This is a genomic window from Actinokineospora guangxiensis, from assembly GCF_042657845.1.
Taxonomy (GTDB): domain Bacteria; phylum Actinomycetota; class Actinomycetes; order Mycobacteriales; family Pseudonocardiaceae; genus Actinokineospora; species Actinokineospora guangxiensis.
Genome location: NZ_JBHSKF010000013.1, coordinates 52,151 through 65,216, shown reverse-complemented (window position 1 = coordinate 65,216; position 13,066 = coordinate 52,151). Strand labels below are relative to the sequence as shown.

Sequence of the window (13,066 nt, the reverse complement as noted above, 5' to 3'; positions counted from 1 at the left end):
GAACCCGTTTCACCCGTTTACCCGGCGCCGGTCCGCTACCCCGCGCCGAGGATGCGGCGGACCTGCTCGGCGATCGAGGCGGCGCCCGCCCGGTTGTCGATCTCCGCGTGCGGCGCGGGCGGGGGCTCGTCCGGGCGCATGCGGGCGGCGAACGCGGCGAAGTCGGCCAGCTTGCCGGTGTCGCGCGGGGAGCCCCGCCGCAGGATGCGCTCGCGCAGGGTGGCGGCGTCCGAGCGCACCCAGACCAGCCGGACGTCGTCGCCGAGTTCGGCCGCCCACGCCGCCCAGCGGTCGCGGTCGCGGATCTGCTCGGTGAACGGCCCGGACAGCAGCACCGGGCAGCCGTGGCCGCTGATCTCGCGGGCCAGCGCGGTCAGTCCCGCGTACTCGTGCGCCTTGACGTGCTCGTCGTACCAGGGGCCTTCGCGCTCGCCGGGCGGACGGCCCGCCTCGGCCAGCACTGCGGCGACGAAGTCCCCGTAGACGGTGTCCTTGTCGAGCAGGGCGGGGGTCGGGTCGAGCGCGGCGAGCAGCGCGTCGGCGACCGTGCTCTTGCCCGCGCCGGGAGGCCCGGCCACCACCCACACTGTCGCGCCCATGCCGCCCAGTCTGCCAATCGCGGGATTGTTGCGGCCGGACTGCGGCCCTATAGTCTGAGAGCGCTCCCAAAGATCTGATCTGCGCTGATGAGGAGTCCCCATGCACGGGAGAACACGCCGGGGCTGGCTGCCCGCGGGCGCGGCGGCGCTGGCCGCGGCCGTCGCCTCGACACTGCTGGTGACAGCCTTCGGACAGGGGCCGGCGCACGCCGCCGATCCCGTGGTCGTCGTGAACAGCACCTTCGAGGACGGCACCGCGCAGGGGTGGCGGTCCCGGGCCGACGAGACCGTCGCCGCGAGCGCCGCCGCCGCACGCTCAGGCGGTGGGGGACTGGCGGTGACCGGGCGTACCCGCAGCTGGGAAGGTCCGACGTATGACCTGCTCGACGTCATGGACCGCGGCATCCGGCACGCGTTCTCGGTCTGGGTGCGTCTCGCCCCGGGCGAGACCGCCACCTCGGCCCGGCTCTCGATCGAGCGGCGCACCGACGGGACGGCGTCATACGAGAGCATCACCGGCTCCACGCAGGTCACCGCCGGCACGTGGGTCCAGCTCAGCGGCTCCTACACGCTGGCCACCACCGTGGACTACCTCGCCGTCTACATCGAGACGACCAGCGGCACCGCGTCGCTGCACGTCGATGACTTCACCCTCTCCTACACCGAGAACCCGCCGGTGCAGACCGACCTGCCGAGGCTGAAGGACGTGCTGGCCGAGCACTTCGAGGTCGGCGCCGCCATCGGCCTCGCCCAGACCGCGGGCGGCCAGGCCACCCTGGTCGGGCACCACTTCAACTCCGCCACCCCCGGCAACTCCCTCAAGTGGGACGCCACGCAGCCCGCCGAGGGCGATTTCCGCTTCGCCGAAGCCGACGAGACCGTCGCCTGGGCGCGGGCGCGTGGCATGACCGTGCGCGGCCACACCCTGGTCTGGCACAACCAGACGCCCGCGTGGGTGTTCCAGGACGCCTCGGGCGCGGACATGACCGCCACGGCGGAGAACAAGGCGCTGCTGCTCTCCCGCGTCGAGGACCACATCCGCGCCGTCATGGGTCGCTACCGTGACGAGATCGCCGTGTGGGATGTCGTCAACGAGGTGATCGATGAGTCCCAGTCCGACGGTCTGCGCCGCAGCAAGTGGTTCCAGATAGCCGGTCTGGACTTCATCCGCACCGCCTTCCGCGTCGCCCACGAGGTCGATCCCGACGCCGTGCTGGTGATCAACGACTACAACACCAACGTCGCCGCCAAGCGCGACCACCTCTACAACCTCATCGCTCAGCTGAAGGCCGAGGGCGTGCCGGTGCACGCGGTCGGGCACCAGATGCACGTCAACGTCGACTGGCCGTCGGCGTCGGACACCGACGCGATGATCGACAAGTTCCGCCCGCTGGGCATCGATCAGCAGATCACCGAGATGGACCTCTCCATCTACACCGACAACAGCCAGTCCTACCCGTCGCCGTCGCGGGAACTGCTGATCCGGCAGGGCTACCGCTACCGCGACCTGTTCGAGGTCTACAAGCGCAACTCCGACGTGATCAGCTCGGTCACCACGTGGGGCGTCGCCGACGACGAGACCTGGCTGGACAGCTTCCCGTTGGCACGCAAGGACCACCCGCTGCTGTTCGACGTGCGTTGGCAGGCCAAACCCGCCTACTGGGGCGTTGTCGACCCCAGCCGCATCGAGGACCCGACCCCGACGAGCACGACAACAACAAGCACCACGACTACCGCCAGCACCACAACGACCACCAGCACCACAACGACCACCACTACGACAACCACTACGACAACCACTACGACAACGACGACAGGCCAGCCGCCGCTCGGCTGCCGGGCGGTCTACACGATCACCAACCAGTGGCAGGGCGGCTTCCAAGCCGACGTCGCGGTGACCAACAACGGCGCCGCGCTCTCGGCCTGGACGGTCGGCTGGAGCTTCCCCGACGGCCAGCGCGTGACCCAGCTCTGGAACGGCACCCACACCCAGCAGGGGGCCACCGTCGCGGTCGCGCACGCCGGGTGGAACAACCTCGTCGCCCCCGGCGGCACCCTGAGGTTCGGCTTCCTCGGCAGCTGGAGCGGGACCAACGGCAAGCCCGTGGCGTTCACCCTCAACGGGACGGCCTGCACGACCGCGTGACCGGTGCTGAGCGCCCGGCCACCGGGCGCTCAGCGCTGGCGCACGTCCATCCGCACGGAGACCACGTCTCCGAGAGCGACCTCTTCCTTCTTGCGCACCGAATCGCGTAGGGGCAGCACATAGCCGCCGTCCTTGGCGTAGAGGGACGTGCGCCAGGTGCTGTTCCCCAGCGACACCTCGACCGGGATCATGCCCCAGCCGTAGGTCGCGGCTGAGGCGATGTCGGCGATCCGCGCGGACTCCTCGGCCGGCACGGTCACGAAGTGGTACGGCGCGGGACCGCGCCACTCCCAGACGGACCCCTTGAACTCCATGCGCTGCAACCTTCCCCCTCCGGCACCGTTCCCGCAGGCACCCTTCCCGCAGGCACCCTTCCCGCCGACCACGGCGACCGTACCCCGGCCCGGCGACAGCGGCGGGGAACGCTTCGGGCACCCTCGGCGTCGGAGCGGCGAAGGAGGGGCGCATGGTGTGGGTGGTTGTCGCGGCCGGGGCGATGTGCGCGGTCGCGGCGCTGCGGTTGCCGGGCGGAGCGGCGCGGCCGGAGATGGCGTCCTTCCCGGTGCTCGCCTGCGTGGCCGCGCTCGCCGTCGCGGCGGGGATCGCGTACGCGGGCAGGCGCGGTGGCGTCGGGGTGTGGACGGTCGTCGGGGTGCTCGTCGCGGGCGCGGCGGGGTGGTCGGGGTACCTGGCCTGGGTGGACCACGCGAGCGGGGTGCCCGGCAGCGCGAGCGCCGTGCTGGCCGTGGCGTCGGTCGGCGTCGGGCTTGGGGTGCTCGGGTGCCTGGTCGTCCGGCGGAGCGGCGGGGTGGTGTCGGGCGTCGTGGCGGGCGTCGTGGCGGGCGTGGTCGTCGGCGCGGCGGTGGCGGCCGGGTTCGTCGCGCCGGGTCTGCCGGTGCGGGCGGGCACGGCGCCGCGGGCCGCTGCGCCGCCGGTCGCCGAAGCGCCGGGGGAGGGAGCGTGGACTTGGCGGACCGACGGTCTGCGCGAGGTGGTCGCGGCGGGCACGGGTGTCGTCGCCGCGAGCGGCAGGGCCGAGGTCACCGCGCTCGACGGGCGGACCGGCGACATCAGGTGGCGCTACGCGCGAACGGGAGCGCTGGTCCGCAACCTCATCGCCACCCCTGACCGGGCGCTGGTCCTCGCCGCCTTCGCGCCCAGCGGCCCCGACGCCCGCGACACCGAGCTGCTGGTCACCTTCGACGCCACGACCGGCGTGGTCCTCGATGAACGGCCGGTCGACGGCCTCGACACCGACGACGGCTTCCTCGCGGTCACCAACACGGTCCGCCCGGTCCGCGAGCGCGGCGGTGAGGACCGCCCCACGACCGCCTACGACCTGCGCACCGGCGAGGCGCGCTGGACCTGGACCCCGCCCGAGGGCTGCACCTCCCCGTTCATGCTCGCCGCCAGCACCGCCGACGCGGTCATGGTCACCCAGCGCTGCCCCGACGGACTGAGCCTGCTCGCCCTGGACGACCGCACCGGCGAGCCCCGCTGGACCCACCCCGCCCCCAGCGCCGACAGCACCTTCTACCCGCACTCCGACGCCGACGGCCGCCTCCTGGCCGTCCGCGCCAACGCGCGCCCGGTCACCCTGCTGCGCGTCTCCGACGGCAGCACCGTCACCACCACCGACGAGTCGGTCAACCCGGCCGCCGTCCCCCTGCTGACGACCGACATGGGCGAGCCGACCGCCGTGATCGACCCCGGCACCGGCGAGACCACCGACCTCCCGCAGCCGGCCTGCCCGGACCCGGTCGCCGCGACCAGCACGCCCTCGACGCTGCTCTACCGCTGCGGTGACGCTGTCGTGACCCATGGGCTTCCCGCTGGCTCGCCGGTGTCGAGGCCGCTGCCCGAGCTGCCCGCCGTCGACCACGGGACGTTCGCCAACCGGCCGCTGAGCACCCGCCTGCTGGCCGCGCCCGGCGCGGTGGTCGTCGCCACAGCCGCCGAGTCGGCGGTCACCGGCTACCCTGGAAAGTAGTTGTCAGCGGAATAGATGACACGTCATCTATGTTGTGCGGGACGTCCACGACGTGCCGTCCCAGGGGAGCATGAGATGCAGTTCGGCGTCTTCTCGGTCAGCGACCTCACCACCGACCCCACCACCGGGCGCACACCCGGCGAGGCGGAGCGGATCAAGGCGGTCCTGGCGATCGCGCGCAAGGTCGAGGAGGTCGGCCTCGACGTCTTCGCCCTCGGCGAGCACCACAACCCGCCCTTCTTCTCCTCATCGCCCACCACCACGCTCGGCTACCTCGCCGCCCAGACCTCGCGGTTGCAGCTGTCCACAGCCACCACGCTGATCACCACCAACGACCCGGTGAAGATCGCCGAGGACTACGCGATGCTCCAGCACCTCGCCGACGGCCGCGTCGACCTGATGCTCGGCCGGGGCAACACCGGCCCCGTCTACCCGTGGTTCGGGCAGGACATCCGCAACGGCATCAAGCTGGCCGTGGAGAACTACGCGCTGCTGCGCAGGCTGTGGGACGAGGACGTCGTCGACTGGTCCGGCCAGTTCCGCACGCCGCTGCAGAGCTTCACCTCGACGCCCCGGCCGCTGGACGGTGTCGCGCCCTTCGTCTGGCACGGCTCGATCCGCTCGCCGGAGATCGCCGAGCAGGCCGCGTACTACGGCGACGGCTTCTTCCACAACCATATCTTCTGGCCCAAGGAGCACACCCAGCGGATGGTCGAGTTCTACCGCCGCCGCTACGAGCACTACGGCCACGGCTCGGCCGACCAGGCGATCGTCGGCCTCGGCGGCCAGGTGTTCCTGCGCAAGAACAGCCAGGACGCGGTACGCGAGTTCCGCCCGTACTTCGACAACGCGCCCGTCTACGGCCACGGGCCGTCGCTGGAGGAGTTCAGCCGCGAGACCCCGCTGACCGTGGGCAGCCCGCAGCAGGTCATCGAGCGGACTCTGGGCTTCCGCGAGTACGTCGGCGACTACCAGCGCCAGCTGTTCCTCATCGACCACGCCGGGCTGCCGCTCAAGACGGTCCTCGAACAGCTCGACCTGCTGGGCGAGGAGGTCGTCCCGGTGCTGCGCCGCGAGTTCGCCGCCCGCAAGCCCGCGCACGTGCCCGACGCCCCGACCCACGCCGCGCGCGTCGCGGCCAAGGGCGGCGCCCACGACAGCACCATCCACGCCCCCGGCGACGATGTCACCGGGCAGGTCACCGGGCAGGTCACCGGGCAGGTCCCGGAGGAGGCCCGCGTCCGATGAGCACCCTCGCCGTCGTCAGCGCCGGGCTCAGTGTGCCCTCCTCGACCCGGCTGCTGGCCGACCGGCTCAGCGCCGCCGCCCTCGCCGCCCTTCGCGAGCGGGGCGGCGACACCGAGGCCGCCGTCGAGGTGGTGGAGCTGCGCGAGCACGCCCGCGATCTCGCCGACAACCTGGTCACCGGTTTCGCCAACACCGCCTTGCGCGGCGCGCTCGACGCGGTCACCGGGGCCGACGGCGTCATCGCCGTGACCCCGGTGTTCTCCGCGTCCTACAGCGGGCTGTTCAAGACGTTCTTCGACGTCATCGACAAGGAGGCGCTGGTCGGCAAGCCCGTCCTGCTGGGGGCCACCGCGGGCACCGCCCGCCACTCACTGGTGGTCGACCACGCGATGCGCCCGCTGTTCGCCTACCTGCGCGCCCTCGTCGTCCCGACCGGGGTCTTCGCCGCCCCGCAGGACTGGGGCGGGGACGGGGGAGTGGACCGCGCGCTGGCCGAGCGGGTCGACCGCGCGGCGAGCGAGCTGGCCGACCTCGTCACCGGGCGGCCCCGTGCCGAGCGGTCGCCGCTGGACGGGCCGTTCGGCGGGACGCCTGCGTTCGAGTCGCTGCTGCGCGGGGCGTGAGCCTCAGCGCACGTCGCAGAGGGCGTGCTCGACCAGGTCGAAGGTCGGGTCGCCGCCGTGCGGCGGGGCGCCGGGCTCCGGCACCATGGAGTCGGTGTTGATCGACACGACCACGCTGCGCGCGCCGTCGGTGGTGACGCCGTTGCGGGTCATGAAGCCCATGATGTCGCCGCCGTGGGACCAGTGCCCGCCGCAGGCGTTCGGGATGAAGATGACGCCCAAGCCGTAGCGCGCGCCCGGCCACACCTTGGCGAACCCGGGTGCGGGCACGGTCCTGCGCAGCTCGGCCAGCTGCGCGGGCCGCAGCACCTCGCCGCGCATGAGCGCCTGGAGGAACCGGTTGGCGTCCTCGGTGGTGCTGATCATCTCGCCCGCCGCGCCGCCCCACGACGGGTTGAGCGCGGTGACGTCGATCGGCTCGCCCCAGCGGGGGTCCTCGGGGTCGGCTTCCAGACCCTTCTCGGGGAAGCGCTCGTAGCCGTTCGCGTGCGGCCCCGGGATGGCCGCCTCGGTCCCGGGCAGGGACGTGCCGCCCAGTCGCAGCGACTTGACGATGCGCCGGTCCACTTCCCGCTGCCAGGACCGGCCGGTGACCCGCTCGATGATCATTCCGGCGAGGACGTAGCCGGTGTTGGAGTAGCTCCAGCGCTCGCCCGGCGCGAAGTCCGGCGGCACGCTGAGCGAGAGCGCGACGAGCTGTCGCGGGGTGACCGTGTCGAAGCGGGTGCGCAGGAAGTCGACCTCCTTGAACAGCTGTGGCATCAGCGGCACGTAGTCGTGCAGGCCGCTGGTGTGCTGGAGCAGCTGCCGGACGGTGATCTTGGACCCGTCGTGGCCGCTGCCTGCCACCATGCCGGGCAGCCACCGCTCAACGGTGTCCTCAAGAGACAGCTTGCCCTCCCCGACGAGCTGGAGCACGGTCGTCGCCACGAAGGTCTTGGTGTAGCTGCCGATGCGGAACCTGGCGTTCCAGGGGACCGGGGTCCGGCGGTCGGTGTCGCCGTACCCGCTGCGCACGTGGATGTCGCCGCGCCGGGTGTCCACTTCGACCAGCACACCGGGCGCGCCCTGGGCGAGCAGCGCGTCGGCATGTCGTTGCAGGGACCGAGGGCCGGGGGTCGCGCTCGCCGATCCGGTCGCCGCGACGCCGAGCGCCGCGATCATCAGTGCCACTGTGGTTCGCTTCATGCCGTCGACGCTAGGGACGTCCACCGCGCCGGTCGTCGCCCTCGGACGGGATCTTCGCCTACCCCGCTGGGGGTAGCCGGGGATCAGCCCATGGGGTGGCGACCGCGGGCCGGTCCCGCCGCTAGGTTGGCCCGGTGCACGCCGAACCCCGGGCCATCCGCTTGGACGTGCTGCTGGCCGCGGTCCTCACCGCGCTGACCGTGATCACCGTCGACGGCCACGGCGACGGCAGGCACGGGATCGCCGTGCACGTGCTCGCCGCGCTCACCGTCGCCCCGGTCGCGCTGCGGCAGCTCGCCCCGGTGCCGGTGTCCGCAGTCGTCCTCGGTGCGATGGCGGCCTACGGCGTCGCGGCCGGCGGCGAGTTCCCCAACGCCGGGGTCGGCGCGCTGATCTGCGTGTTCACCGTCGCCACCATGCGTTCGCGCCTGGTGGCGGGGCTGGTGGCCGGGGCCGCCGCGCTCGTGGTGGTGTTCGTGTCCCTGCGGCTGGCGCCCGGGGTCGGGTGGTCGGAGGCGGTGCAGGCGGTCCTGGTCGTGTTGGGCGCGTGGGCGCTCGGCGAGGGGACCCGGCGCTGGGCCGAGCGCGCCCAGCGGATGGCCGAGCGGGCGGCGCGGGCGGCGGCCGACGAGCGGGTGCGCATCGCCCGCGAGCTGCACGACGTCGTGGCCCACCACATGGCCGTGATCTCGCTGCAGGCCGGGGTGGCTCGGTTCGTGCTGGACACCGACCTGGCGACGGCGCGGCAGGCGATCGACACCGTTGGCGACACCAGCCGCGAGGCGCTTGCCGAAATGCGCCGCCTGCTCGACGTCCTGCGCCTGGACCACGACGCGGTCCGCGCGCCGCAGCCCGGCCTCGCCGCGCTCGGCGACCTGGTGGAGCGCGCCCGCGGCGCGGGGCTGCGGGTCGAGGTCGCCGTCACCGGGCAGCGCCGCGACCTGCCGTCCGGGCCCGACCTGTGCGCCTACCGGGTCGCGCAGGAAGCGCTGACCAACGTGCTCAAGCACGCGGGCCCGGCCCGCGCCCGCATCGACCTGGAGTACGGCGAGCGCACCTTCGCGCTGCGGGTCACCGACGACGGCCGGGGTGGCCCGGCGACCGCCGCGCCGACCTCGCACGGCATCCGCGGGATGCGCGAGCGCGCCGAGCTCTACGGCGGCGCGCTCACCGCGGGCCCGCGGCCCGGCGGCGGCTTCGGCGTGGAACTGCGCCTGCCCGCGGGGGCGGCATGACGGCGATCCGCGTCCTCGTCGCCGACGACCAGCCGCTGATCCGGGCCGGTCTGGTCGCCCTGCTGACCGCCGCGCCCGGCTTCGAGGTCGTCGGCGAGGCCGCCGACGGCGCCCAGGCCGTGGCCTTGGCGGCCGAGACCGCGCCGGAGGTCGTCCTGATGGACATCCGCATGCCGGTCATGGACGGCATCGCCGCCACCCGCGCGATCCTGGCCGCCGCGGGCGAGGCCGCGCCGCGCGTCGTCGTGCTGACCACCTTCGACCTGCCCGAGTACGTCTACACGGCGCTGAGCGAGGGCGCGGCGGGCTTCCTGGTCAAGGACACCCCGCCGGAGCGCATCCTCTCCGCCGTGCGCACCATCGCCGCGGGCGACATCCTCATCGCCCCGCACATCACCCACCAGCTGATCGAGACCTACGCCCGCCACCACCGCGCCGACGCCCTCCCCGCGCGCGAGCTGGACGCGCTGACCGCCAGGGAGACCGAGGTGCTGCGCCTGGTCGGCAACGGCCTGACCAATGGCCAGATAGCGCAGCGCCTCGTCCTCAGCGAGGCCACGGTGAAGACGCACGTCAAGCGGGTGATGGGCAAGCTGGGTCTGTCCAGCCGCGCTCAGGCCGTGGTGGTGGCCTACGAGAGCGGTCTGATCGTGCCGATGTCGGGGCCGTCATAGCCCCTGGCGGTCGCCGAGCGTGGCCGCCGTCTGGTCGTGGCTGTCCACTGAGGATCGTAAGCGTCCATCCAGGTGACTCTCCCGGAAACCGCAAACACGGCGACGCGCTCCGGCGTAGTAGTCGCGTACGAGGTTCGCCTAGCCCTTGGGGAGAGCATGAGCAGAACCAGGAGAAGTCGTCTGACCATCGGGGTGGGGGTCACGTCCGTCGTCGCGGCGATGGTCGTTCCCGCCCCCGTCTCCGCCGCCGAGGCGGGGTCAGCGCCCGTGCGGGGGCACGGGTCCACCGTCACGCTGGTGACGGGGGATGTCGTCACCGTCGTCGGAAAGCGCGCCAGGGTCCGTCCCGCCGAGGGGCGCGAGGGCCTGCGCTTCCTCCAGCGCACCGACGCCGAGGGCGATGTGCACGTCATTCCGTCGGACGTGCTGCGCGACGTGGCCTCCGGCCGCGTCGACGGCAGGCTGTTCGATGTCTCGGGCCTGATCAAGGCCGGGTACGACGACCGGCGCAGCCGGGTCACGCCGCTGATCATCGTCCACGACGGCCCGAACGTGGCGGGCGCGTCGGGGCAGCGGGCGCTGCCCAGCATCGGGGCGGTGGCGCTCAAGGCCGACAAGTCGGTCCCGTTCCTGGCCGCGGCCCGCACCGCGGGGGTGGAGCGGATCTGGCTGGACGGGCCGGTCCGCGCCACCCTGGACCGCAGCGTCCCGCAGATCGGGGCGCCCGCGGCGTGGGCGGCCGGGCACACCGGAGCGGGCACCACCGTCGCCGTGCTCGACACCGGCGTCGACGCCACCCACCCCGACCTCGCCGGGGCCGTTGTCGGCGCGCAGGACTTCAGTGAGAGCGGCAACACCGACGACTTCCTCGGCCACGGCACGCACGTCGCCGCCACGGTCACCGGCGGCGGCAAGTACCAGGGCGTCGCGCCGGATGCCAAGCTGCTCAACGGGAAGGTGCTGGACGACCACGGCTTCGGGACCGAGTCCGGCATCATCGCCGGGATGGAGTGGGCCGCGGCCGAGGGCGCGGACGTCGTCAACCTGAGCCTCGGCTCCTCGATGCCCTCCGACGGAACCGACCCGATGTCCCAGGCGGTCAACCGGCTCACCGCGGAGACCGGCGCGCTGTTCGTCGTGGCCGCGGGCAACTCCGGTCCCACGTCGGGCTCCATCGGCAGCCCGGCCGCCGCCGACGCCGCGCTGACCGTCGGCGCGGTCGACCGGACCGACGCGCTCGCCGACTTCTCCTCGCGCGGCCCGCGCAAGGACGGCGGGGTCAAGCCCGACATCACCGCCCCCGGCGTGGACATCGTCGCCGCCAAGGCGGCCAACGGTGTCATCGGCGCCCCGGTGGGCGACAAGCACGTCGCGCTCTCCGGCACCTCGATGGCGTCCCCGCACGTCGCGGGCGCGGCGGCCATCCTGGCCGGTCAGCACCCGGACTGGTCGCCCGAGCAGATCAAGGCCGCGCTGATGGCCAGCGCGGCGGCCAACCCCGACCTGTCGGTCTACGAGCAGGGCGCGGGCCGGGTCGACGTGGCCGCGGCCATCGGGCAGCGGCTCACGACCTCCCCGCCGAGCGTCGCCTTCGGCACCGCCCGCTGGCCGCACGACGACGACCAGCCCATCAACCGCACCGTCACCTACCGCAACAGCGGTGACGCGCCGGTGACCCTCCAGGTGAGCGCCGATCTGCGCGACGCGGACGGCAACCCCGCGCCCGCGGGCCTGCTCACCGTCACGCCTGCCCAGGTCACGGTGCCCGCGGGCGGCGAGGCAGAGGTCGCGCTGACCGCGGTCACCAACCTCGACGCCCCCGACGGCCACTACTCCGGCGCGATCACCGCGACCGGCGGCGGCACCGAGGTGCGCACCCCGATCGGCCTCAACAAGGAGGTCGAGAGCTACGACGTCACGCTCACCCACCTCGGCGCGGACGGCAACCCGGCGGCGGACTACGTGAGCATGCTCGTCGGCCTGGACGAGCCCGGCGACTACAGCGGGTACGACCCGTCTGGCACGGTCGCTCTGCGCGTGCCGAAGGGCCGCTACGCGCTGTTCGCGTTCCTCATCACCGCCGCGACGGGGGACAGCCCGCAACTGCTGACCCTGGTCGGCGAGCCCGAGGTGGTGATCGACCGGGACGCCGCGCTCGTGGTGGACGCCCGCAACGGCAGGGAAGCCGAGATCGCGGTGGACCGGCCCGACGCGCGGGTGGGCTTCGGCCAGGCCTACATCGACGTGGAAACCGGGTCGGGCGGCATGGGGTTCGGGGTCTTCGGGCCCGGCTTCGACGGCATCACCTTCGTGCCCACCGCCCGCAAGACCCCCGGCAAGGCGACATTCGGGCTTGAGGCGCGACTGGCCCGGCCGAGCGGGGAGTACGAGTACGTCGGCAGCCCGTACCAGTACAACGTCGGCTGGACCGTTGACGGCGGCATCCCGGAAAGCCTGGCCAAACGCTTCACCGACCGCTCTCTGGTCAAGGTCAAGAGCTCGGCCGTGGGGACGGGCAACGGGTTCTTCGACCTCATGGCGGGCGGCAAGCTGCCGTACTCGGTCACCGAGTACTACAGCCCCGACATGCCGTGGTACAGCTACTTCGACGAAATGAGCGGTCCGAACGTACAGCTCCCGTACACCACGCAGAGCCTGGCGCGCCCGGAACCCCTCACCAGGGCGACCACCAGGCGCTGGAACGCCGCCGTGTTCGGCCCAGCGCTGCCCACCGGGGGCTGGCCCGACCAGTGGGCGGGGCGCATGGGCGACGAGCTGTTCGCCTCGATCCCCATGTTCACCGACCAGTACGACGACCACGCGGGCTCCTCCCAGGTGGACACGGCCTGGACGACGCTGCACCGCGGCGACCGGCTGATCGCCGAGTCCGAGTACGACGGCAGCGTCTACGGCGTCGACCCCGGCGGCTCCGGCGCCTACCGCCTGCGCACCGAGGCGACCCGGTCGGTCTCCCCGCTGTCGACCAAGGTCAGCGCCGACTGGACCTTCCGGTCGACCTCGGGCGACGACCCCACCCCGCTCCCGCTGATCGCTGTCCGCTTCGCCCCGAAGCTGGACGACGCCAACCGCGCCAAGGCGGGCGTCCCGTTCACCGTCCCGGTCTACGTGCAGCACAACGGCTCTACGGCGGAGAGCGTGCGCACACCGTCGGTGCAGGTGTCCTATGACGACGGCAGGACCTGGAAGCGCACCTACCTGATCAAGCTGGGCTCCCAGTGGCACGCCCTGCTCGTCCACCCGAAGAAGGCCACGTTCGTCTCCTTCAAGGCCCAGGCGCACGACGGCCAGGGCAACTCGGTCGACCAGACCATCATCCGCGCGTACGCGCTCAAGTAACGCGAG

General features: G+C 72.9%; 10 protein-coding genes. 7 read left to right on the top strand and 3 right to left on the bottom strand.

Annotated elements, in window-relative coordinates:
- Positions 1-35: 35 nt before the first annotated feature.
- Entirely contained in the window at positions 36-599 is a 564-nt protein-coding gene (locus ACFPM7_RS22750) for a P-loop nucleotide/nucleoside kinase family protein (RefSeq protein ID WP_378249749.1), read from the bottom strand.
- Between the two features lie 100 nt (positions 600-699).
- On the opposite strand from ACFPM7_RS22750, the gene ACFPM7_RS22745 reads away from it, so the two are divergent.
- A complete protein-coding gene (locus tag ACFPM7_RS22745) occupies positions 700-2,745 on the top strand; it encodes an endo-1,4-beta-xylanase (RefSeq protein WP_378249748.1) in 2,046 nt (681 codons plus the stop codon).
- Between the two features lie 29 nt (positions 2,746-2,774).
- On the opposite strand, the gene ACFPM7_RS22740 is transcribed toward ACFPM7_RS22745, so the two are convergent.
- On the bottom strand, positions 2,775-3,059 hold the full coding sequence (locus tag ACFPM7_RS22740; protein ID WP_378249747.1) for a DUF1905 domain-containing protein: 285 nt from the start codon (positions 3,057-3,059) through the stop codon (positions 2,775-2,777).
- A gap of 152 nt (positions 3,060-3,211) precedes the next feature.
- Here ACFPM7_RS22740 and ACFPM7_RS22735 point away from each other — a divergent pair, with 152 nt between their 5' ends.
- From ACFPM7_RS22735 to ACFPM7_RS22725, 3 genes are all read left to right on the top strand, one after another.
- Positions 3,212-4,735, top strand: coding sequence for an outer membrane protein assembly factor BamB family protein (locus ACFPM7_RS22735; RefSeq protein WP_378249746.1), 1,524 nt, complete (start codon positions 3,212-3,214; stop codon positions 4,733-4,735).
- A gap of 75 nt (positions 4,736-4,810) precedes the next feature.
- Positions 4,811-5,983: an LLM class flavin-dependent oxidoreductase gene (locus ACFPM7_RS22730; RefSeq protein WP_378249745.1), complete on the top strand. Its 1,173-nt coding sequence runs from the start codon at positions 4,811-4,813 to the stop codon at positions 5,981-5,983.
- Entirely contained in the window at positions 5,980-6,606 is a 627-nt protein-coding gene (locus tag ACFPM7_RS22725; protein ID WP_378249744.1) for an FMN reductase, read from the top strand. Before ACFPM7_RS22730 ends, ACFPM7_RS22725 begins: the two co-directional genes overlap by 4 nt.
- Before the next feature lie 3 nt (positions 6,607-6,609).
- Here ACFPM7_RS22725 and ACFPM7_RS22720 read toward each other — a convergent pair whose 3' ends face one another.
- On the bottom strand, positions 6,610-7,794 hold the full coding sequence (locus ACFPM7_RS22720; protein ID WP_378249743.1) for a serine hydrolase domain-containing protein: 1,185 nt from the start codon (positions 7,792-7,794) through the stop codon (positions 6,610-6,612).
- 134 nt (positions 7,795-7,928) lie between these two features.
- Here ACFPM7_RS22720 and ACFPM7_RS22715 point away from each other — a divergent pair, with 134 nt between their 5' ends.
- The 3 genes from ACFPM7_RS22715 (at position 7,929) to ACFPM7_RS22705 (ending at position 13,060) form a co-directional block, all read left to right on the top strand.
- Positions 7,929-9,029 carry a sensor histidine kinase gene (locus ACFPM7_RS22715; protein WP_378249741.1) on the top strand — a complete coding sequence of 367 codons (1,101 nt, stop codon included), beginning with the start codon at positions 7,929-7,931 and terminating at the stop codon, positions 9,027-9,029.
- Positions 9,026-9,703 (top strand): response regulator, encoded by a 678-nt coding sequence (locus ACFPM7_RS22710; protein WP_378249740.1) that lies wholly within the window; start codon positions 9,026-9,028, stop codon positions 9,701-9,703. Before ACFPM7_RS22715 ends, ACFPM7_RS22710 begins: the two co-directional genes overlap by 4 nt.
- Positions 9,704-9,859: 156 nt before the next feature.
- Positions 9,860-13,060, top strand: coding sequence for a S8 family serine peptidase (locus ACFPM7_RS22705; RefSeq protein ID WP_378249739.1), 3,201 nt, complete (start codon positions 9,860-9,862; stop codon positions 13,058-13,060).
- Positions 13,061-13,066: the final 6 nt, after the last annotated feature.